This is a genomic window from Acinetobacter sp. S40 (genome assembly GCF_016624705.1).
GTDB lineage: Bacteria > Pseudomonadota > Gammaproteobacteria > Pseudomonadales > Moraxellaceae > Acinetobacter.
Genome location: NZ_JACVTU010000003.1, coordinates 168,653 through 191,309, shown reverse-complemented (window position 1 = coordinate 191,309; position 22,657 = coordinate 168,653). Strand labels below are relative to the sequence as shown.

The 22,657-nt window shown below is 39.3% G+C and carries 21 protein-coding genes and 1 CRISPR repeat array; of the genes, 8 read left to right on the top strand and 13 right to left on the bottom strand.

The window, feature by feature from the left end; translation table 11 throughout:
* Positions 1–37: 37 nt before the first annotated feature.
* The 5 genes from IAE19_RS05925 to IAE19_RS05905 all read right to left on the bottom strand — a co-directional run bounded on the left by IAE19_RS05925 (position 38) and on the right by IAE19_RS05905 (position 4,144).
* Entirely contained in the window at positions 38–925 is an 888-nt protein-coding gene (locus tag IAE19_RS05925; RefSeq protein ID WP_200460018.1) for a ParB/RepB/Spo0J family partition protein, read from the bottom strand.
* 3 nt (positions 926–928) lie between these two features.
* On the bottom strand, positions 929–1,705 hold the full coding sequence (locus IAE19_RS05920; RefSeq protein ID WP_200460017.1) for a ParA family protein: 777 nt from the start codon (positions 1,703–1,705) through the stop codon (positions 929–931).
* 12 nt (positions 1,706–1,717) lie between these two features.
* Positions 1,718–2,356 carry a 16S rRNA (guanine(527)-N(7))-methyltransferase RsmG gene (rsmG, locus tag IAE19_RS05915; protein ID WP_200460016.1) on the bottom strand — a complete coding sequence of 213 codons (639 nt, stop codon included), beginning with the start codon at positions 2,354–2,356 and terminating at the stop codon, positions 1,718–1,720.
* 85 nt (positions 2,357–2,441) lie between these two features.
* Positions 2,442–3,131: an N-acetylmuramate alpha-1-phosphate uridylyltransferase MurU gene (gene murU, locus IAE19_RS05910; RefSeq protein WP_200460015.1), complete on the bottom strand. Its 690-nt coding sequence runs from the start codon at positions 3,129–3,131 to the stop codon at positions 2,442–2,444.
* Entirely contained in the window at positions 3,131–4,144 is a 1,014-nt protein-coding gene (locus IAE19_RS05905) for an aminoglycoside phosphotransferase family protein (RefSeq protein ID WP_200460014.1), read from the bottom strand. The genes murU and IAE19_RS05905 overlap by 1 nt, the downstream gene beginning before the upstream one ends.
* A 119-nt stretch (positions 4,145–4,263) precedes the next feature.
* Between IAE19_RS05905 and IAE19_RS05900 the strand changes: the two genes are divergently transcribed.
* Both IAE19_RS05900 and IAE19_RS05895 read left to right on the top strand, forming a co-directional pair.
* Positions 4,264–6,723 (top strand): LPS-assembly protein LptD, encoded by a 2,460-nt coding sequence (locus IAE19_RS05900; RefSeq protein ID WP_200460013.1) that lies wholly within the window; start codon positions 4,264–4,266, stop codon positions 6,721–6,723.
* A complete protein-coding gene (locus IAE19_RS05895; RefSeq protein ID WP_200460012.1) occupies positions 6,723–8,063 on the top strand; it encodes a peptidylprolyl isomerase in 1,341 nt (446 codons plus the stop codon). The genes IAE19_RS05900 and IAE19_RS05895 overlap by 1 nt, the downstream gene beginning before the upstream one ends.
* 122 nt (positions 8,064–8,185) lie before the next feature.
* On the opposite strand, the gene hfq is transcribed toward IAE19_RS05895, so the two are convergent.
* The 4 genes from hfq to tsaE all read right to left on the bottom strand — a co-directional run bounded on the left by hfq (position 8,186) and on the right by tsaE (position 12,139).
* Positions 8,186–8,671 carry an RNA chaperone Hfq gene (gene hfq / locus IAE19_RS05890; protein ID WP_200460011.1) on the bottom strand — a complete coding sequence of 162 codons (486 nt, stop codon included), beginning with the start codon at positions 8,669–8,671 and terminating at the stop codon, positions 8,186–8,188.
* Between the two features lie 91 nt (positions 8,672–8,762).
* The gene (gene miaA, locus IAE19_RS05885) at positions 8,763–9,707 is read right to left on the bottom strand and encodes a tRNA (adenosine(37)-N6)-dimethylallyltransferase MiaA (protein WP_200460010.1); all 945 of its coding nucleotides are present in this window, start codon (positions 9,705–9,707) and stop codon (positions 8,763–8,765) included.
* Positions 9,708–9,713: 6 nt separating this feature from the next.
* A complete protein-coding gene (mutL, locus tag IAE19_RS05880) occupies positions 9,714–11,669 on the bottom strand; it encodes a DNA mismatch repair endonuclease MutL (RefSeq protein WP_200460009.1) in 1,956 nt (651 codons plus the stop codon).
* Positions 11,670–11,671: 2 nt separating this feature from the next.
* Positions 11,672–12,139, bottom strand: a complete 468-nt coding sequence (tsaE, locus tag IAE19_RS05875; RefSeq protein ID WP_200460008.1) for a tRNA (adenosine(37)-N6)-threonylcarbamoyltransferase complex ATPase subunit type 1 TsaE — start codon at positions 12,137–12,139, stop codon at positions 11,672–11,674.
* Positions 12,140–12,265: 126 nt separating this feature from the next.
* Between tsaE and IAE19_RS05870 the strand changes: the two genes are divergently transcribed.
* The 3 genes from IAE19_RS05870 to IAE19_RS05860 all read left to right on the top strand — a co-directional run bounded on the left by IAE19_RS05870 (position 12,266) and on the right by IAE19_RS05860 (position 14,147).
* Positions 12,266–13,198: a pseudouridine synthase gene (locus IAE19_RS05870; RefSeq protein ID WP_200460007.1), complete on the top strand. Its 933-nt coding sequence runs from the start codon at positions 12,266–12,268 to the stop codon at positions 13,196–13,198.
* A gap of 88 nt (positions 13,199–13,286) precedes the next feature.
* Positions 13,287–13,595, top strand: coding sequence for a type II toxin-antitoxin system RelB/DinJ family antitoxin (locus IAE19_RS05865; protein ID WP_200460006.1), 309 nt, complete (start codon positions 13,287–13,289; stop codon positions 13,593–13,595).
* Positions 13,596–13,703: 108 nt separating this feature from the next.
* Positions 13,704–14,147, top strand: coding sequence for a GNAT family N-acetyltransferase (locus IAE19_RS05860; protein ID WP_200460005.1), 444 nt, complete (start codon positions 13,704–13,706; stop codon positions 14,145–14,147).
* A 2-nt stretch (positions 14,148–14,149) separates the two neighbouring features.
* Here IAE19_RS05860 and IAE19_RS05855 read toward each other — a convergent pair whose 3' ends face one another.
* Positions 14,150–14,860, bottom strand: a complete 711-nt coding sequence (locus IAE19_RS05855; RefSeq protein ID WP_200460004.1) for a pseudouridine synthase — start codon at positions 14,858–14,860, stop codon at positions 14,150–14,152.
* 92 nt (positions 14,861–14,952) lie between these two features.
* A CRISPR array of direct repeats spans positions 14,953–15,520; the repeat unit is 28 nt; unit sequence TTTCTAAGCTACCTATGCGGTAGTAAAG.
* 258 nt (positions 15,521–15,778) lie between these two features.
* Here IAE19_RS05855 and IAE19_RS05850 point away from each other — a divergent pair.
* Positions 15,779–16,234, top strand: coding sequence for a DUF441 domain-containing protein (locus IAE19_RS05850; RefSeq protein ID WP_200460277.1), 456 nt, complete (start codon positions 15,779–15,781; stop codon positions 16,232–16,234).
* A gap of 31 nt (positions 16,235–16,265) precedes the next feature.
* Here the strand turns inward: IAE19_RS05850 and IAE19_RS05845 are convergent, their stop codons facing one another.
* Both IAE19_RS05845 and IAE19_RS05840 read right to left on the bottom strand, forming a co-directional pair.
* Positions 16,266–17,261 carry a sensor domain-containing diguanylate cyclase gene (locus IAE19_RS05845; RefSeq protein ID WP_200460003.1) on the bottom strand — a complete coding sequence of 332 codons (996 nt, stop codon included), beginning with the start codon at positions 17,259–17,261 and terminating at the stop codon, positions 16,266–16,268.
* Between the two features lie 203 nt (positions 17,262–17,464).
* Complete coding sequence (locus tag IAE19_RS05840) at positions 17,465–18,385, bottom strand: LysR family transcriptional regulator (protein ID WP_200460002.1); 921 nt, start codon at positions 18,383–18,385, stop codon at positions 17,465–17,467.
* A gap of 314 nt (positions 18,386–18,699) precedes the next feature.
* Here IAE19_RS05840 and IAE19_RS05835 point away from each other — a divergent pair, with 314 nt between their 5' ends.
* The gene (locus tag IAE19_RS05835) at positions 18,700–19,896 is read left to right on the top strand and encodes an MFS transporter (RefSeq protein WP_200460001.1); all 1,197 of its coding nucleotides are present in this window, start codon (positions 18,700–18,702) and stop codon (positions 19,894–19,896) included.
* A gap of 33 nt (positions 19,897–19,929) precedes the next feature.
* Here IAE19_RS05835 and IAE19_RS05830 read toward each other — a convergent pair whose 3' ends face one another.
* Positions 19,930–20,916, bottom strand: coding sequence for an ion transporter (locus tag IAE19_RS05830; RefSeq protein WP_200460276.1), 987 nt, complete (start codon positions 20,914–20,916; stop codon positions 19,930–19,932).
* Positions 20,917–21,157: 241 nt separating this feature from the next.
* On the opposite strand from IAE19_RS05830, the gene IAE19_RS05825 reads away from it, so the two are divergent.
* Positions 21,158–22,615: a DASS family sodium-coupled anion symporter gene (locus IAE19_RS05825; protein ID WP_200460000.1), complete on the top strand. Its 1,458-nt coding sequence runs from the start codon at positions 21,158–21,160 to the stop codon at positions 22,613–22,615.
* Positions 22,616–22,657 lie beyond the last annotated feature (42 nt).

Sequence of the window (22,657 nt, the reverse complement as noted above, 5' to 3'; positions counted from 1 at the left end):
CCAATAACCACAAAAAAATTTAAAAGGTCAGCATAGACTAATCGGTTAAGCAAATATTTAAAATACCATCTAACTCATCTAGCGAATGATAGTGAATGACCAGTTTGCCTTTTCCTTGCTTATTGTGATCAATTTTTACATTTGCACCAAAACGTTCAGAAAGTTTTTGTGTCAATTGTTCAATATCGGGCGAAATTTCTGCTCTCGCTTTATCCTGTTTGGGCTCATTCCATTCACGAACCAGTTGTTCTGTTTGACGGACAGAAAGACTTTTCTCAATAACAATGTTGGCAACCGCAATTTGGTCTTTGGCTTTGAGCGCCAAAATCGCACGCGCATGCCCCATATCTAGCTGGCCTTCCTGCATCAGATCTTTGATGGCATCATCGAGACTGAGTAAACGCAATAAGTTACTGACCGTGGTACGAGCTTTACCCACCGTTTCTGCAATTTCCTGATGACTTAAACCGAATTCATCATGAAAACGCTGTAATGCCAACGCCTGATCAATTGGATTTAAATCCTGACGTTGAATATTTTCAATTAAGGCCAGTGCAATAGCAACCTGATCATTCAAATCACGGACAATTGCAGGAATTTCTTTCAGACCGGCAAGTTGTGCCGCACGCCAGCGACGTTCACCAGCAATGATTTCATACGGATATTGTTCATCATCAATTGGACGAATCACAATCGGCTGCATTACACCATGTTTTTCAATGGAAGCTGCCAGTTCTTTTAAATCCTGTTCCTGTATAAAGCGACGCGGTTGATATTCACCACGTTTCAGTACATTGACATCAACTTGTTTCAACTGACCATGATCAATTGCCTGTGCTTCAATTTGTAACTTTTCTTTTTGAATGGAGCCTAGTAGTGCATCTAGACCACGACCTTTTGCCAATCCGCGTTTTTTTGTGGTCATGCCTTAATTTCCTTTTTTCACTTTACTCTTTTTCAACATTTCGGCAGCTAGATTTAAATAAGCCACAGCACCTTTTGAACTTTTCTCAAAATAAATAATCGGTAAACCGTGTGCAGGCGCTTCAGCAAGACGAACATTTCGTGGAACGACCGTATCATAAAGCTTTTTACCAAAAAACTGCTCTAGCTCGGCAGAGACATCGCGGGTCAATGCGTTACGGGCATCGTACATCGTACGTAATACACCAATAATTTGCAGATCAGGATTTAACGCTTGTTGAATACGATCAATAGTTTGAGTTAAATCTGCTAAACCTTCTAACGCATAATATTCACATTGCATTGGAATCATTACGCCATCTACAGCTGCAAGTGCATTGACAGTAATCAGGCTCAGACTTGGTGCACAGTCAATAATAATATAATCAAAAGAATCACGAACGCTATCCAGTGCTTTTTTTAGAATAAACTCACGTCCGTCTTGATCCGCAATTGCAAGTTCCACACCTGAAAGCTCACGATTTGAACCCAACACCTTATAACCGACTTCAGATTTTGTGATCGCGGTTTCCACAGGAACCTCACCCAACAAAACATCGGTAATAGAGTACAGTAAATCGTTTTTTTGCACCCCTGAACCCATCGTAGCATTGCCTTGTGAATCCATATCCACCAAAAGCACGCGTTTTTTTAATACAGCCAAAGAGGCAGCCAGATTCACAGCTGTCGTCGTTTTACCCACGCCACCTTTCTGATTGGCTATTGCAATAATCTGAGCCATAGTTACCCCAATTTAAGCTTGTTTTTGTTCAAGTAAAAGTAAATGACGCTGTTCGTCTAGTCGTGGTACTTGCAACTCAATCACCTGACAAGAAAATTCATTTTCTAATTGTTGCATTTCTTCGGCTGGAACTAAACCTTTCATCGCTGCAATAATACTGTTTGGGTGCATATAAGGGCGCGCAGCATCTACAAAATCAGTGAGAGAAGCAAATGCACGACTGGTAATGACATCAAACTGACCCAATTCACCGATTGAATCTTCATTTTCCACACGAGTCTGTACAGCCATCACATTTTTTAATTTTAAATCTGCAATAAACTGTTTTAAGAATCGGATCTTTTTACCATTTGAATCCAACAGTACACAAACACGTTCAGGTTGACATAATGCAATGATCATCCCCGGCATGCCGCCACCTGTACCCACGTCCAGCAAACGCCCTTCTGGTAAATCCTTAAGAATACTAAGACTATCCAACAAATGCTTCACCAGCATTTCTTTAGGATCACGTATCGCCGTCAGGTTATAGGCTTTGTTCCAGAGCACCAACGCATCTTGATATTTCAACAACAGATTCAACGCTTCATCATTGAGATTTAAACCCAGTGCCTGACTACCCTGTTTTAATTCGTGGAAAAAAGGATGCATATCCGTGGAACATCTCTAAAAAGTTAGTTGCAGTATACCTATTTCTATACTCAAAAATAGTGGTCAGCGCTTAGCGTTTACACAGTTAAATGTACAAACCTGCTTTAATTTGTTGATCTAGCTCATTTAATCGTTCAGGCGTACCTACATCCACCCAAATTCCCTGCATTTTTTCAGCACTGACCTGTTGATTTAACATTGCCTGTTTTAGCAAAGGTGCGAGTGGTCGTTTACCCTGATCCAGATTTGCAAACAATTTTGGCGACAAAACAGCCACACCGCTATAAGTTAAAGCCTCACCTTTTTGCTGCTGTTCAAAAGTATAAGCTTTATGATTTGACAAAATAAAATCGCCATTTGGATGTTGCACTGGATTAGGAACAAAGACCAAATGTGCTAAATCGTTAGCCAATTTAATATTTAAAAGCGATGAAAAATCCATCGTTGTCCAGACATCGCCATTGACTAAAATAAAAGGATCATCCCCCAAAAGTGGTAAAGCATTGATGATACCACCCGCAGTTTCAAGCCCTTCACCCTCATGTGACCATAGAACCTTCACGCCCAGAGCCGAACCATCCCCCAAGGCTTCAACCAGTTTATCTGCCAACCATGCACTGTTGATGACAATCTCAGTCACACCGATTTTTTTTAATTTTTCAATATGCCAGACAATAAGTGGCTTCCCTCCCACCTGTAACAATGGTTTTGGGGTGTGTAAGGTTAATGGACGCATGCGATTGCCCAATCCAGCGGCTAAAATCATGGCTTTCATTAAGCGGCCACCTCATAATTACCATATTTTTCAATAAATTTAGGCATTACAACTTGATGAATGAGCTGCATGAACGCATCTAGTTCCGGATAAGCCTTACTTTCTTCTAATAAATACCACATCACACGCGGCAAATCTTTGAGATAACCCGATTTTCCATCGCGCTCAAATAAACGGACAAAAATACCTAAAATCTTAATATGACGTTGAATCGCCATAAAATCCGCTTCTTTTTTAAATTGCTCAAAACTTCGATTGTTTTTCGCTTCATCTGGTAATAAATCATAAAAAAGTTGGAACCAGCGATAAACCCGATCAGCATTCCACTGTACATACGCATCCCGTGTAATGGAAATTAGATCATAGGTGTCTGCGCCGATCACTGCATCCTGAAAATCAATAACGCCAAGCTGTTCTTCCCCCTGAATTTTCATCAAATTACGACTATGAAAATCTCGATGGACAATAACCTGCGGCTGCGCAAGCGCTGTATGCGCCAATAAATCGAATGTCTGCTCAATAACTGTTTGTTGTTGCTCAGTCGGATTGATATTCAATGAAGGCAATAACCAATCGGTTAGAAGCTTCATTTCCATCATTAACTTTTCATAAGAATAAGCAGGAAAATGAGCATCACCTCGAATCGATTGCAACTGAATCAACTGTTTAAAGCTTTGTAAGTAATAATGATCAACGGTAATATCATTCAATAAAGTCGATAATAATACATCACCAAAATCTTCAAGTAACAAGAACCCTTGTTCTAAATCCTTGGCAATAATATGCGGTACACGAACACCATGTTGATCAAAAAATTCGTCAATCGTCACAAAGGGACGACAATCTTCTTTTTCAGGTGGCGCATCCATCAACATATAGGTATTATTTTGGTAAGTGACGCGTGCATAGCGTCGGAAACTCGCATCTCCAGCTAAAAAGTGAACCTGAAAATCTTCAGTATTCAAAGCCGAGGCAATCCATGATTGTATCAATTGTTCACGTTGTGTATTCATTTGCAATAAAATCTAAAACTAGCTGAGATTTTGAAGTCATAAGTGTAGCCACTTATAAACTTTTTCTCTATGATGCGACAATAATTAATTGCGAATTAGCATACTTGGTTAATGAAACAATGAAGCATCAGTTTAAATTTAATCCTTTAGCGACCGCTATCTTGACACTTTTATGTGGCGGCTCCATACAATCAAGTTATGCTGAGTCGGACAGTGCGATTTCTAGCATCGATAACAAACAGCTCAAAGAAAGTATTCAAAAAGCCTACCCTGGCCAGGAATTTTTTGAACAATATTATGTGGATAAATCTGCTCCTGAAGCACAGATTAGGGATACAAAATCATTAAGTTCTGCATTTTGTAAAGGAACCTGGATTACGCCAATTAGCCCGACTGCTCAGGCTTCTGACCCTGCCCAAGCGACTTCAGTGGTAACCGCGGACTATGGACATTACAATCCTAAAGGCGACTCCGAGTTAAGCGGCAATGTGGTTATTGATCAGGAAGGTAGATCAATCCGTGCCGATAAAGTCATCATTGATCAGACACAAACGTATGCGAATGCTGAGGGTCATGTACAGCTCGCTCAAAGTGGGCTTCTGTCTCAAAGCGATAAGATCAATTACAATTTAAAAACTCAAACTGGCGACTTAAATAACAGTTTTTATATCTCTGAGCAACAACATGCGCATGGTCATGCGCAGCAGATCAATCGAACTTCGCCAACAACAATGGTGTTGCACGATGCCACTTACACCACTTGCCCTCCTGAAGAAAAGCCAACGTGGCAAATTAAGGCCAAAGAAATCAAGCTGGATCAGGACAGCGGTCGCGGTGTAACTAAAGGAACGAAACTTTATGTAAAAGACGTACCTGTTCTGGCTGTACCCTATTTTAATTTCCCGATTGATGACCGTAGAACAACCGGGATTTTAAATCCAACATTTGGCTTCTCCAATGATGGTGGTTTTGAACTAGCTGTTCCTGTTTATCTGAATCTAGCTCCTAATTACGATGCAACCGTAACCCCGCGTTACTATGCAGATCGTGGAACAATGTTAGAAGGTCAATTCAGATATATGACCGAAAATTTTGGTGAAGGTAAAATCTCAGGTGCTTATTTACCTGACGATAAAAAATATGACAACAAAGACCGTAAAGATTTAAAGTTTCTACATAACTGGGATATCAATGATTACTGGTCAACCAATCTAGAATACAGTTATGCCTCCGATAAAGATTTTACTGCAGACTTAAATTCGAGCCCTGATTCGAAAACAGACTTGAACTTACGTCGTGCTTGGGTGCTGAACTACAAAGATCAAATTCCTGGTTTAAAAGCCCAATTAAAAGTCGAAGACTTCCAAACTCTGGATAAAACGGTATCTGATGTTGATCGTCCTTATGCCCGCCTGCCACAGTTTTTATTGAATTATGTCACAGGCAACCCACTAGGTTTACAATACGAATTTAACAATGACACTGCTTATTTCAAGAAAGATATTAGTGATACAACCAACTATAGCACTCAGCCTAGTGGTACACGTATCTATAACCAATTGGCAGCACGTTATAACTTCAGAAACACCTATGCTTTTGCAATTCCAGAAGTATCCGTGCGTAGTATTAATACGTTCTATGATGAAAACACCATTAATGCGTTGTACCCTGAAGGTGGTGCGACCGCAAACGATAAAAATAAATCAGTGGTTGTCCCACAATTTAGTCTGGATACGGGTTTAACCTTTGAAAAAGACGGCAAATATCTACAAACGATTACGCCACGCGCCTTCTATGCTTATGCCCCTTACAAAAACCAGACTGATTATCCGAACTTTGATACGACGACTGCTTCGATTAACTATGATCAGTTATTTAACCCGTATCGTTTCTATGGGCATGACCGTTTAGAAGACAATAATTTCATGTCTTTGGGGGTGAGCTATAGTTTATTTGATCCTGAAGGTTTAGAGCGACTGCGCGCCAGTGTAGGACAGAGTTACTATTTTGAAGATAGACGTGTCACTTTAGTCAACAATGATCAAATCGATACAGAAAAAAATACTGGGCCTGTGGTTAGTTTATCTAGCCAGTTGTCTCAGCACTTTACCATTGGCGCAAACTCGGCCTGGATGTCTAATGGGACAAATTCGCAGCGCGATTTTCAAATGTACTACACAGGTGATAAAGGAAATCTGTATAACTTAGGCTATTTCTATCGTAAAGATATCCCAGATCGTCAAAACACCTATGATCAGGTTGTTGCATCCTTTATACAACCTATTCATAACAATTGGCGTATTATGGGCCATGTTCAATACGACCTTGATAATAGTGTCGCACGTGAATATTTACTTGGTGTAAATTACGAATCATGCTGTTGGGGCGTTTCAGTCTATGGCCGCTCTTACTACAATGACCTTGATGATCCAAACGATCCGAATGTTAATGTGAAAAAAGCAGTCATGGTCGAACTTACCCTGAAAGGCTTAGGTGGTGTAAATAATAAACTTGCATCTATTATGGAAAATCGAGTTTTAGGCTTTAAAGAAACTAATCAATCTTGGACACAACGTTAATGAAGACAAAGTATTTAAAACAGTTATTTAAAGCAACTGCCCTCGCAGCGGTTGTTTCTTCATCAATGCATAGTTTTGCTGCAACTCCTTCTGATGAAGTCATTGCAATTGTGGACAATAGTGTCATCTTAAAAAGCGATTTAGAGCAAGGTGTTACCGAAGCCGAACATCAGTTACAAGCACAAAAAAAACAGGTTCCACCAGAACAATATTTACAACTCCAAGTTTTAGACCAGCTTATCTTGCGTGAAGCGCAACTTGAACAAGTGAAACGTTATGGCATCAAACCAGATGAAAAAGCCCTGAATGAAGCCGTACTCAAAGTAGCCAATCAGTCTGGCAGTAAATCACTTGAGGCTTTTCAGCAAAAGCTTGATGCAATTGCTCCAGGTACTTATGCATCGTTACGTGATCGTATTGGCGAAGATCTTGCGATTAGCCGTCTACGTCAGCAACAAGTGATGTCACGTATTAAAATTAGTGATCAAGACGTTGCTAACTTTTTAAAATCCCCTCAGGGTCAGGCGATGTTAGGCAGTCAAGTACACGTCTTACATGCTCGTATTTCAAGTACCAGTGCTGATCCAGAACAACTTAATCAGGTTGCTCAAGAAGTCAAAACTGCGCTCAATAGTAGTGATGATATTGCGAGTATTGGTAAAACGTATTCAACCAAGGATATTAAGGTTGAAGGGGCAGATATGGGCTATCGTGACTTAGCAGATATTCCAGCCGAACTTGCAGCACGAGTGAGCGCATTACAAACAGGACAAACTACTGAATTAATTAATGTACGCGATGGAATCCATGTTTTAAAATTACTTGATCGCAAAACCAGTGATCAGAAAGCAATGGTTGAACAATATAAAACTCGTCATATTTTAATTCAGCCTTCTGAAGTCGTTAGCCCTGAAAATGCGAAGCAAATGATTACAAGCCTTTATAATCGTTTAAAAGCAGGTGAAGATTTTGCTACTTTGGCAGCCACTTTCTCTAACGATCCAGGTTCAGCACGTGATGGAGGTAGTCTGGGCTGGGTAACGCCTGGTATGATGGTTCCTGAGTTTGATGAAAAAATGAAGAATACACCTGTTGGGCAAATTAGCGAACCATTTCAAACTCAGTTTGGGTGGCATATTTTGCAGGTACAAGATGCACGCAAACAGGATATGACACATGAATATCAAGAACGTATGGCGCGTCAAATTTTAGGTGAACGTCAATTTGATACAGAAGTGGATAGCTGGTTACGTGAAGTACGGTCTAACGCTTATGTTGAAATCAAAGATCCAAATTTGGATAAAAAAGTCCTTCAAGAACAAAATAAGGCCAAATCATAAAATATACATGAGTAAAAGTAGCTCGCATTTGCGGGCTATTTTTTTGTTCAATTGATAAATTAATCCAAATTATAATCAAAAAAAACCCCGATCATATCGGGGCTTTTCTTTAAGATCATCGATTAACGATTATTTTCGTCTTCTTGATTATCTTCAAATTTTGTCTCGCCATCAAAACCTGATGATTGACCGCCAAAACCGCCTTGACCGCCAAAACCACCGCCCTGACCACCGAAACCACCGCCTTGACCACCGAAGCCACCGCCTTGACCACCAAAGCCACCGCCCTGACCACCGAAGCCGCCACCTTGACCACCGAAGCCGCCACCTTGACCGCCAAACCCGCTACCCTGAGCACCAAAGCCACCACTCTGACCACCTGTCGCAGGAGCACCAGCTGGACGTGGATTACGAGCAGGCACAACTGTAGAAATTGCGTGCTTATAAACCATTTGGCTTACTGTGTTTTTTAATAGGACAACGTATTGGTCAAAAGATTCAATATGACCTTGTAGCTTAATACCGTTCACAAGGAAAATGGAAACAGGAATACGCTCTTTACGGAGAGAATTTAAGAACGGATCTTGTAAAGTTTGACCTTTAGACATGTTATAACTCCAAAAAATTAAAAATCAGCGCAAAAAACCGTCTTTAGTTTTCAATTAAAAATTATAAAAAAGACAGTATGTAAATTTTGCTTTATCCATAAGAGTTTCGCAAGTCTTCTTGAGCTTGCTTTATCGTTAAATACGTTTTAAAACAGTGTGTTTCTTGCAAAGAACGTAACCAAGTATATTGACGTTTTGCAAGTTGTCGTGTCGAAAATAATGCTTTATCTTCCATCTCCATCTTATTTTTGTGACTTCTATCACTTTTTATCAAAAAATCGAGCGCTTGGCGATAGCCAACACAGCGCATTGAGGGCAAATCGTCACAAATATCGTATTTTTCAATCAAGTTCTCAACTTCATTTAAAAAACCGATATTCCACATACTTCGCAATCTTTGCTCGATTCGCTTATGTAATTCTACTCGATCTGGGAGCAACGCATAATTATGAAATATGTAGCGATATGGTAAGTTTTTAGGTTGTTCGGCTTGTAATTGTGTAATGGGCTTACCCGTAATTTTAAATACCTCAAGTGCTCGGATAATTCTTTGTTTATCAGATACTTTGAATTTCTGCCCTGCCAAAGGATCTACGTTTACCAACTCATCATAAATAGCCTGCCAGCCTTGCTCATTTGCTTTGTGCTCTATTTCTGCTCTGATTTGTGCATCCGCGTTAGGTAAATGATCTGAAAGCCCTTCAAGCAGCGCTTTAAAATACAGCATCGTTCCCCCTACTAAAATCGGAGTTTTATCTCGTGCATGAATTTCATCGATCAATAGACAAGCATCCTCTACAAACTGAGCAGCAGAATAAACGTCTAAAGGCGAGATAATATCAATCAGATGATGTGGATATTGCGCCTGCTCCTGTTTTGTAGGTTTAGCCGTACCAATGTCCATATCCCGATAAACCAGTGCTGAATCCACTGAAATGATTTCAAACTGTCCACGTTCATATAAATCACATGCCAACGCAGTCTTTCCGCTTGCAGTCGGTCCCATTAGGTTAATCACAGGCAAGTTTGATGACATTTAAGGTTATTCTCCGCGAGCAAAAAGTTTATCAAGTTGACTGAGGGGAAAAGCGCGCCATGTTGGTCGGCCATGATTACATTGACTGGCAAATTCAGTTTGTTCCATCTGACGTAGTAATGCATTCATTTCAGAGAGGCTGAGCATGCGGTGAGCACGTACTGCACCATGACAAGCCATGCCTGCTAAAATCTGATCTCGTTTCTGCATTAAGGCTTGAGCTTCATCATTTGGATCTAAATCATGAAGTAATTCTGGAATTAGCTTTTCAAAATCACCTTTTTGTAAGATAGCGGGCACACCACGCACAATCACTTGTTCATCGCCATACTGATCAATTTCAAGTCCCAGTCGTCCTAACTGATCTTTTAAATCATCTATGCGTATGGCCTGCATGCGGCTAATGGAAATGATCTTTGGAATCAACAGCTGCTGTGAGGTCCAAAATTCAGGCCTATCCCATGCACTTTTCATTTGTTGAAGCAAAATACGTTCATGTGCTGCATGCATATCGACGATAATCAATCCCTCTGTATTTTGCGCCAATATATAAATGCCATGTAATTGTGCAATCGCAATGCCTAAAGGAAATTCATCCACTGGCAGAGAGGATGTTTGTGTTTCAGATTCGACATCCAAATTTTCTCTCAGAGGTGACAAATAGGTTTTAAGCGCATTATTCAGCTGTGTAGAGCCGTTATAGCGAGTTTGGGGTGAATATTGGACGGTCTGTGGATGGCTGGCATTAAAATCAGTTAGTAACTCTGTTGATAATGCTGAGTTAGGGTAAGAATTTGTCTCAGAAACAATTGAGCTTGGTGCATCCATACTTTTATGTAATGCAAACTGCTCCTGATAACGCGGTTGAATAACAGAGTTTACAGACGTTTCTCTCTGTTCATTGACTTTCATGGCCTGAGCCAAATCGGTACTCGCTGTTTGAAATTGCGCCAAAGTTTCTTTAGCATAATGTCTTACAAACTCATGGACTTCGCGTTGATTCAGAAATCGAATTTCATGCTTAGTAGGATGCACATTAACATCAATTTGCTCAGGATCAACTTCTAAAAACAATAAATAGCCCGCATGTTGATGACCATGTAAAATGCCATCATAGGCCATCCGTAGCGCATGAGAAATAGTTTTATCTTTTACAATACGACCATTCACATAGACGTATTGTAAATCAGCCTGTGCTCTCGCATCAGATGGGTGTCCTAACCAACCAGACAAGCGCATATTGATGCTTTCACTGTCGAGCCAATAGGCGTTTTCAGTAAATTGTTGACCCAATAATTGCTGTACCCGCTGAAAACGTAAAGCGCCACTATCCGCTATAGGCAGGTTTAAACGAATCTGGTCGTTATGCTCAAGTACAAAACGAATATCAAAATGGGTTAAAGCCAAGCGTCGAACAATTTCTTCAATATGCCCAAATTCAGTACCCGGTTTTTTTAAAAATTTACGGCGCGCAGGGACATTAAAAAATAAATCCTGCACACGAATATGTGTACCCTTTTGTGCTGCGACAGCCTGAACTTGCTGATGTTCAAAAGCCGTACCATTAACTTCAACCTGATAACCAATGCCTTCTTCATTTTGGCTACTAATCAGGGTCAAACGTGAAACTGCGGCGATTGAAGCCAAAGCCTCCCCACGAAATCCTAAACTGACAATAGCATGTAAATCTTCAGCAGTTTGGATTTTACTGGTTGCATGACGCATCACCGCTAGCGCCAAATCATCGGGATGGATCCCATTACCATTGTCAATAATTTCAATCAGCGTTGCACCACCTTGTGCCACACGAATAATCAGCTCAGTTGCACCCGCATCAATCGAATTTTCCAAAAGTTCTTTCACTACAGATGAAGGACGTTCAATCACTTCACCTGCTGCAATCTGGTTAGCTAAAGCTGGATTTAATGCGTGAATACGGCGCAAACTGATTGAATCACTCATGATTACAATAGGTCCTTTAATACCTGATGAAGGTTTTCATCATTTAAAGATAAGGTAACAAACCGCTGAAGATCATCGTCTGATTTTTCAATATTGATCACAATATCTGGCTGAGGAATTTCACCGTCCCCTTTAGATGGCCATTCAAACAAAAATAAAGCATCTGGCACTTCCAGATAGTCGCGGATTCCCATCAGCTCCAATTCATAAGGATCATTTAAACGATAAAGGTCAAAATGAAAAACCTCTTTGTGGTTAATTTTATAGGGCTCAACCAACGTATAAGTTGGACTTTTTACCGCCCCCTGATGCCCTAATTGCTGCAATAAATAACGTGTAAACGTAGTTTTACCGGCTCCCAGATCACCAATCAAATAAATCACACCAGATTGCACATGCTTTGCTAAATGTTGCGCAAATTTCTGGGTATCATCTTCACTATTTAATTGTAACGATAAGGAATATTGCATAGCACACACGACATGAATCGAAGAACGGAATATGATAGCATTTTCAGGCTTTAAAAGCCTATTTCAGGCAAATGCTTGTTTTATTTTAAGGCAAGTAATTCTTCATTTTTATTTTCATCACATTTAATGAACAAAATTGATTTCACCCCGCCCATGCTACATGGTGTAAGTGCTAGTAAAGCATTCTTGCCTGCTGATAAAGATCAAGTCATCCAAACGGTCTTTGAATATGTTTGCAAACACTTTCCCCATATCTTAGAACAAGAATGGCAGCAGCGTTTTGCAAATGGTTTAGTCTATGACTCAACTGGACAAGTTCTTACAATTCATAGTTTATACAGACCCAACACTCATATTTTTTATTATCGTTTTTGGGCTCAGGAAACCCATATTCCGTTTGAACACCGAATTTTGTTTGAAAATGAACATTTACTTATCGTCGATAAACCTCATTTTTTAACGATGAGCCCAACTGGTCAATACGTTCAGGAAACGTTATTAGTTCGCTTAAAAAATCAGACAGGAATCGAGCAATTAAGTCCTGTTCATCGGCTAGATCGAGAAACAGCAGGAATCGTACTGTTGAGTAAAAAAACCGAGGTCAGGCATGCCTATCAGACGCTTTTTGCCAAACGTCAAATACAAAAAACTTACCATGCGATTGCACCTTATCACCCAGCATTATGCTTTCCCCAGACTTTAAATTTGTGTATGGAAAAAGGACAGCCTTTTTACACCATGCGGATTAACCCTACGGGTGAACCAAATAGTGAAACTTGGATTGACTGTCTGGAACATAATAAAACGTGGGCCAAATATCAATTAAAACCCCATACAGGCAAACAGCATCAGCTTCGAGTTCATCTGAACTATTTAGGAATTCCAATCAAAGATGATCCGTTTTATCCGACTGTTCAACATAAAAAAGAGAATGATTTTTCTGCGCCTTTACAGCTTTTAGCCAAACATATTCAATTTACAGATCCGATCGATGGTCAAAAAATTAGCATTCAATCAACGTTTGATCTAGATTTGTCATACCAAAGTAATGACAAATAAGCTATTTTTTGTGTGCAAAATATTGAAATTACAATTTCTTGGTTTACAATGAATTTTTTAAAATTAAAAAATCATTCGGTTATTATTCATGCGAAAAACAGAAGTCTATCAGGTTCGCCTTGACTCACAAGAAAAGAAACAGGCTTTTGCTGTTTTTAAACAACTGGGAATTACCCCAGCTCAAGCAGTTCGTCTATTCTTCAAACAAGTCGTATTGACGAAATCTATCCCCTTTGCTATTGAAAATCAAAATATCAATATGGAACAGTTACTCAAACTGCGCAAAATAAAATCCTCTTCAGCTCAGATCACTCATAATGGTGCTGACACAGAACTAGATGATGATGCCTTTTTTGAAGAATTAAATGCACTTTTGGGTGAAAGTGATCAGCTTTAAATATCCATTGTTATTTATAAATATAAACAAGTTTTAACGTTCTTATTTCCATTTTTTCGTTATGCTCTCCATGTTTAGGATAATTAATAAAATATATGGAGAAATCAGATGATTGTAAGACGAGCGACCTTAGAAGATTTAAATCAGCTTGCCGTGTTATTTGATGAATATCGCCAGTTTTATGGGGCTTCATCTAACCTAAAACAATCCTATGATTTTCTAAAACAACGCTTCGAAAATAAAGAAAGTGTCATTTTTATTCACGTCAAAGATGATGTATTTACGGGTTTCGTTTTACTTTATTTAGGGTTTTCTTCAGTTGCCTGCTCCAAATATTATATTTTGGATGATGTCTATGTTACTCCAGTTTATCGTCGTCAGGGTTCTGCAAGACAACTCATTGACACCGCAATTTTGTTTGCACGTCATGAAAGCGCCTTAAGAATTAGTCTGGAAACTCAAAGAACCAATGTCGAATCACAACGACTTTATGAGTCGATGGGATTTATTCAGGATGATGAATTTCTTACCTATCATTGTTTTCTTAAATAATTTCAAGGTGAACGTGACTGCTGTGCTGCGTGAATTTGATCTTCATTTAAGTAAATCCATTCGCCCAATTCAAGCTCAGGCAGCACCAACTCACCAATTTGTTGACGATGCAAAGCCTGAACTTTATTACCAACGGCAGCAAGCATTCGTTTGACCTGATGATAAACACCTTGATGAATCGTCAAACTGAGCTGATATTCATCTAGTAAATGCACATTTGTTGCAGCAAAAATTCCTTTTTCATTGTGCAATTCCACCCCTTTTTCCAAAGTAATCAATTGATTTGGAGAAACGGTATCGAGAGTAGTGACATGATAAACTTTTGGAACATGTCGTTTGGGATGAGTAAGCGCATGTAAAAATTTGCCGTCATCGGTGAGTAATAATAATCCAGTTGTATCTTGGTCTAGCCGCCCTACTGCCGCCAGTCCACGTTCTCTTAAAATGTCAGGGAACAAATCGAATACACTCTGATGATGCTGCGGATGATGTGAACATTCAAAACCCTGCGGTTTATTGAGGGCGATATAGATTTTTTCGCGATAAACATAACTTTGACCAAATACTGAAAAATTTAGATTTTTCACATCAACACGAAATTTTAAATCTGTTTGTACCTCGCCCTGAACTGTTATTGCTCCATTTTTAATCAGTTGCTGACAGTGTTTACGGGAACCAAACCCTTGTGACTGCAACATTTTTTCCAAGAGCATAACAACATCCAAATTAATCGATACGATAGTTTAACCGATTTTATGAATTTAACACCTTGAATAAAACATCTTGTAGATATTCATTTCGGATATAAATAAGCTACCTATGCGGTAGTAAAGACCATCTCTAAACCACAACTTAAGCATTAACTTTTCTAAGCTACCTATGCGGTAGTAAAGTTGGTTATGGATGGGGTAGCCGCTTGGAGGATTTTCTAAGCTACCTATGCGGTAGTAAAGGGTGGCGAGAACGATTTATGAATGCTTATTATTTTCTAAGCTACCTATGCGGTAGTAAAGTGGTTCCCTGTTTCACGGCGAATAATGGCCGGTTTCTAAGCTACCTATGCGGTAGTAAAGCAGAACTTTTTTAATTCACGTATGCCGGTAGTTTTCTAAGCTACCTATGCGGTAGTAAAGTTGTTCTCTCTATTCTTGGTTATATTTTTATATTTCTAAGCTACCTATGCGGTAGTAAAGAGCAAAGATGATCTTCGACTGGGATTTTACAGTTTCTAAGCGACCTATGCGGTAGTAAAGATTGCCCGATTCTGCATTTGAAATAACTTGTTTTTCTAAGCGACCTATGCGGTAGTAAAGTTCAGCGAGCCACTAAGCAAAGCAGAGCGTCATTTCTAAGCGACCTATGCGGTAGTAAAGAGTAAGTTAGCATAAAAAATAAATTATCCAACAACAAGTTAGCTATAAAACAGCGTTTTACCCAAAGTTTTTCAACCAAAATCTAATATATTGAATTTATTCAGTTATTAAAGAGTCTAACTATATTTAGGTATCTAAAGCTAATATAGTTCTTCATTATAAATATTTAAAAAGAAAAATGATATTTTTCAACCATTGGTAAAATAAAAAAACGTTATACAATACAGCACTCCCTACATACACGCTTTTATTACCATGATCATGTCCCAGCTTGATGTCAATCTGTTGGTTTTACTCGTTTTATTGGCTTGTGGTATCTTCAGTCAAAATGCCGCAGTCACTATTGCCGCTGGTGTTCTCATCTTTTTCAAATTGACTCCACTCAATCAATTTTTCCCTTATTTGCAACAACACGGTTTAAATATCGGCATTATTATCTTAACTATCGGTGTTCTCACTCCCATCGCCAGTGGAAAATTAAGCGGCGATACAATCCTAAAATCATTTTTGAGTTATAAATCTATCTTAGCCATTGCAATCGGCTTGTTGGTGGCATGGCTGGGGGGGCGTGGAGTAAAGCTCATGACTAATCAACCAGATGTAGTTGCAGGTTTACTCATTGGCACTGTCGCTGGTGTTGCTGTACTCCGAGGTGTTCCTGTCGGCCCTTTAATTGCAGCAGGCATTTTGTCTTTGTTGATTAGTTATCAATAATGGGCTGACGAACAGCATCCGCCATTTCAGATTATTTTTTTGATCTTTTAGATAAATACATTTGCTGATCTGCATATTCAAGCAATTCTTCAACGGTTGTTGCGTGGGTTGGATAAATCGCAATTCCTGTGCTGGCTCGAATGCTTAGATTTTTATTTTCAAATATAAAATCCTGTTCACAGGTATCATTAATTCGATCGACTACGGTTAAGCTTTGCTCAGGATCGGCTAATTGAGTAAGAATAATTGCAAATTCATCTCCCCCAATACGTGCAATATGATCCTGAGTACGAATCACCATTTTTAATCTTTGTGCAAATTCTTTTAAAGCTGCATCGCCTACCCGATGCCCATATTGATCATTAATCGGTTTTAATCCATCCATGTCAATCATTAATAAAGCAAAATAGTTTTGAGTTGATTGAGCTGAAGCAAGACATCTTCTAAAATGATCCAAGAATTGACTTCTATTAGACAGTTCAGTAAGGCCATCTTGAGTCGCCATACGATATAATTCTTGCGTACCAAATCGTGTCGCGTGGTACATGGCGGCGGCAATCAGTTCCGACATTAATTCAAGCAGTTGTAAATCACCTGTTGCAAATGCCTTTACTTTATGAGAATAGATTTTTAATACCCCTAATGGTTCGTCACAATGGATCAGCGGAACGACCGCCATTGAGCGAAGTCCCACATAACGACACGCGATTACATCTACTCGTGGATCTATTTCTGTATTCTGACTATATAAAATTTCTTTTTCTTCAATGCAACGTCCAGATAAGCTGTTCTTAATTTTTATTCGATGGCCGAGTAAACTTAAGTTACTATCAGAAACCGAATGAACAACCATTTCATCTGCTTCTAACAGCTCAATAATAGCGCCATCCGCTTCAATAATGGTCTTTGCCTGCTGAGCAACAACCGTCATCACGGAGTTCAAATCCAGTCCCAATTTTACAATTGCAGTCTGCGTTTTAATAACTGAAAGCAACTGTTCGACTGTCGGTTGATATTTACCTGACATTCTAACCCCTAAACCGTACTTAAAAATGATTAATTTTTTTACTATTAAAATAATAAGGAAATGATTGTAGGGAATTTTACGACTTCTTATGAAAAATGCATAGAAAATAAACAGACTCATAGAGCCAAAAAAGGGCGTTTTTTTAATCTGATGAGTAACAGGTTACTTTTATGAGTTAAAAAGGTAACCTGCTATATAAATTTTTAAGATGAATAATAATAAGTACGTTTCTGAGAAAACTTTTCGAGTTGTTTTAAAAAACCTTCAAAGTAACTTTTCTCTTTTTCATCAATCCGATAACCCGCATATAAAGTACGACGTAAGCCCTGCGGTGCAACACAATTTAAACGGCGACTAGTCACCCAGCCCTTTTGCTCATATTCATTGACAACCCAATCAGGTAAAGCTGAAATACCACGGCCACTCGCCACCAGTTGAATCAACATTTGAGTAAGGTCTGTGGTTCGGATTGCTTTAGGCTGAATATTCGCGGGTATAAACAGATGCGCCATAATGTCCAGACGATGCTTATCGACAGGATAAGTAATCAGTGTTTCTTCAGCCAGATCCTGTACAGTAATTTTTTCACTACGAACCAATGGATGCGTATTGGATAATACCAATCGCGATTCATATTCAAAAATTGGAAAATATTCGATACCTTTTAACGCAATTGGATCTGCAGTAATAAGTAAATCAAATTCTCCAGTTTGCAAAAGTTCATGAGGATTAGCTTCAAAACCAGAAGCAAAATCTAAATCAACATCAGGGTATTGTTGACGATATTGATTCAACAACGGCATCAACCAGTCAAAACAGCTATGACATTCTGATGAAAAAATAATGCGGCCAGTTTGCCCATGAACAATGCGTGTGATATCACTTTGCGCAATTTGAATCTGTGGTAAAACATCATCGGCTAGTTTTAATAAACGTTGACCAACATTTGAAAATGTCACAGGTCGACTCCGACGATTTACCACTTCCACCCCATACCAGTGATCAAGTTCTTTCAACTGATGCGAAATCGCTGAAGGAGTTAAACATAAGTCATTTGCTGCAGCGACCAACGAACCGTGCTCGCGTAAAGCTAATAAAGTTTTAAGATGACGAATTTCCAGCACGTATAAATCCAATCAAGTTCATCATGAATACTATTCACTATATCATAATGATCATTAATTTGTCTCAACATTAATTTTATTTCATCACTATTTGGCGCTTAGTTTAAGGTGTAGTCATGGAGAATTTTAATCCGCTTTTCAAGCTTTTTAAATTAGTTAATGTGCCATTCAACTAGAGTATATATAAATTTTTTTGATTATTATTGTAGATGATACGAAGCCTTAGGTTCTTGAATTCCGAGTAAATCACTTAACTATTTCGATCATTTTCAACTATAATTCTCCTTTATTTATTCTCCCTCCAAAAAAAATTTATGTCTTCTACATCGAATACATCTGTTGGTTTACCTCAACAATATTCTCTATTCTGGGTCATTTTAGCTCTGGCTATTGGTGGCTTTTGTATTGGAACCACTGAATTTGTCGCAATGGGGTTGATTCAAGAAATTGCCACAGATCTCCATATTAGTGTTCCCGATGCAGGACATTTTATTAGTGCTTATGCGTTAGGTGTGGTCATTGGTGCGCCTGTTATTGCCATTTTAGGTGCACGGATTCCTCGTAAGTCTTTATTACTTGGGTTAATGTTGTTTTATGGAATTGCCAATGCATTAACAGCACTGGCAAATACTCCTGAAACGGTTTTAATCTCACGTTTTATTGCAGGGTTTCCTCATGGTGCTTATTTCGGTGTAGGTGCTTTGGTTGCAGCAGAACTGGCTGGTCCTAAAAAACGCGCTTCAGCCGTCGCACAAGTCATGATGGGATTAACCGTTGCTACTGTATTTGGTGTTCCATTGGCAACATGGTTGGGTCAACAGTTTGGTTGGCGGTCTGGTTTTGAATTTTCTTCGATCATTGCTTTTTTTACATTATTGGCAATCGCTTTTTTTGTGCCTCAAATTCCTGTACGCGCAACAGCAAGTATAAAAACCGAATTAGCAGGGCTAAAAAATATTCATATGTGGCTGACTCTTGCTGTAGGTGCTATTGGTTTTGGTGGGATGTTTTCGGTATATAGTTATGTATCACCTATTCTGACCGAATATACCAAAGTCAGTATTGATATTGTTCCGATTGCTTTGGCAGTCTGGGGTGTGGGTATGGTGATTGGGGGGTTGCTCGCTGGTTGGTTAGCAGATCGAAATTTAAATAAAACGATCGTTGGGGTTTTGATTAGTTCTGCTCTTGCTTTCGTTTTTGCCAGTTTCATGATGAGTCAGCTTTATACCGCCATTCTGGCTTTATTCTTGATTGGACTGACTGTAATGGGTTTGGGCGGAACCTTGCAAATGCGTTTGATGGATGTTGCAGGTGAAGCTCAAGGACTGGCTGCATCGCTGAACCATTCCGCATTTAATCTAGCCAATGCACTAGGGGCTTTTTTGGGCGGATGGGTTTTAAGTCATCAAATGGGATGGATCGCTCCAATCTGGGTTGGGTTTGTGCTAAGTTTAGGTGGATTAGTAATTTTACTGATTGCTTTTGCTGTAGAAAAATATAAAAAATAATTGATCGGCATGAGACGCACTTAATACTCCGTCTCATGCCTCAGGAAGCTTTTCACCACAATGTGGACAATATTTAAATGCCTTTTTTTGTTGTTCCTGTTCTTCCAAATCTTTTTCACGAATCAGTTGCATAATCACTTCATGGGTTTGCTCTTTGCCTAGACCTATTTTTTTGCGTATCCGCTCAATTTCTTTAGTTTCATTCAAATAATCTATCTGATTTGAAAGAAGCAGGTTTCTAAACTCTTGAGCAAGTTTTTGATTCCGCAAATTCAATTCATTGGCTAGCCCTGTCGCTAAAATACCTGCGGGTAACGCAGCTAAACCCACCCCCAAAATTGTAATTACAGCGCCCAATAATTTACCAATATTTGTGACTGGCGTAACATCTCCATATCCAACTGTAGTTAATGTAACCACGGCCCACCACATAGCTTCTGGAATTGAACTAAATATACCCGGCTGCGCTTTATTCTCAACGACATAAATCCCCCCCGCAGCCATCACTATCATGATTAATAAAATAAATACAACAGCCTGAAATGAACCTTTTTCACGTTCAATAACTGCCAGCAATATCTGGAGCGAAACAAAATAGCGAGTTAACTTTAGCAGTCGCAACAATCTTAAGATTCTGAGAAAACGTAGATCGATAGGTACAATAAAATTGAGATAGGCAGGTAAAATTGCCAATAAGTCAATAATCGCACCTCCACTGGTGAACCATTTTAATCGTGTTTTCCATGCAGGCTGATCAGGATGTTCCTCTGCCACACACCATAAACGTAACAAATACTCAATAGTAAACAGACCTATCGACACCGTTTCAAATAAATCAAAAAAATTTTTGTGGGCAAAATAAATTGAATCGATTGATTCCAGCATCACAGCCAAGACATTAGCGACAATCAAAAAAATTAAAAAGAAGTTAAGTATGCGGCTTAAGTTACTTTCATACTCGTGATTATGGAGATTATTAAAAACAAAACGACGTAAATGACGTAACGAAAATTTAGCCATCATAAACAAAACTTATAATTATGCTGAGTCCTGGGTTCAATTTATCATGCTCTAACTATTTGTGTAAGAGTTTATAGCCTTGTTCAGAAAATGTATTAACAGACTGTCAACAATTCTTTATTTGGTAATAAGTTAAGATTCTTTCATAATAAAATCACAAACTATAAAGCATTAAATTTCAACTTAATAATGCTAAATATATAAATTATAACGTTAATCTATCCATAATAAGGCGGTTTTTATGGGCTTTAAACCAATTCCAGCTGCAATAGCCTGTGCATTAACGCTCATCATCTGGTTTGTTATTCCTGTCCCGCAAGGCGTTACACCCGAAGCATGGCATTTGCTGGCAATGTTTGTCGGCGTGATCGCCGCAATTATCGGGAAAGCACTTCCTATTGGCGCGATTGCCCTGATTGCGATTACACTGGTTGCTCTCACTGGAGTAACCAATCCTACACCAAGTGAAGCTATTAAAGATGCCTTGAGTAGTTTTGCAAATCCTTTAATCTGGTTGATTGGTGTGTCAATTATGATTTCCAAAGGATTACAAAAAACAGGGTTGGGAGCGCGTTTAGGTTATCTATTTATTGCAGTCTGGGGCAAACGTACTATTGGCATCGGTTATAGCATGGTACTGTCCGAACTTATTTTGGCCCCTGTTACACCAAGTAATACCGCACGTGGCGGTGGTATTATTCACCCCATTGTCCGTGCAATTGCTACAAGTTATGATTCTGATCCGGCCAAAGGCACCGAAGGTCGTATGGGGAAATATCTGGCTTTGGTGAATTATCATGCCAATCCAATCACTTCTGCGATGTTTGTCACCGCCACGGCTCCAAATCCTCTCGTGGTTGATCTTGTTGCCAAAGCGACAGGATCACAGGTGACATTGAGCTGGAGTACGTGGGCAATTGCTATGTTAGTTCCGGGCATAATTGCATTAATCATCATGCCGATGGTGATCTACTGGATGTATCCGCCTGAAGTTAAGCGCACGCCAAATGCGGCTCAGTTTGCAAAAGAGCGCCTTAAAGAAATGGGGGCTGTTAGCGTACATGAAATTATTATGCTATTCATTTTTGGCATTATGCTGTTCTTATGGGCAGGTATTCCTGCTATGGTTTTTGGTCCCGCTTGGTCTGTTGATGCTACCACCACTGCATTCATTGGTTTGAGTTTGTTGCTTTTGACTGGAGTATTAACCTGGGATGATATTCTGACCCAAAAAAGCGCTTGGGATACCGTTACGTGGTTTGCAGCTTTGGTCATGATGGCAACTTATCTCAACAAACTGGGACTAATCACATGGTTTTCAGGCGTCCTTGAAACCAATATTGCTCACCTCGGGCTAAACTGGATATTTGCCAGTTTACTTTTGATGCTGACTTATATGTACGCTCATTATATGTTTGCAAGTACTACCGCTCATATTACGGCCATGTTTGCCGCCTTTTATACAGCTGGTATTGCGCTAGGTGCTCCTCCCATGTTGTTTGCTCTCATGATGGCGGCTGCTTCAAGCATCATGATGACACTTACCCATTATGCAACAGGAACTTCTCCCATTATCTATGGTTCAGGCTATACCACTTTAGGGGAATGGTGGAAAGCCGGTTTCGTCATGAGCATTATCAATATTGTCATTTTTATTGTAGTTGGGGGAATCTGGTGGAAGTTCCTAAATTACTGGTAACTATAATTTATCCATAAAAAAGCCTGTCATGATTTTTTATGA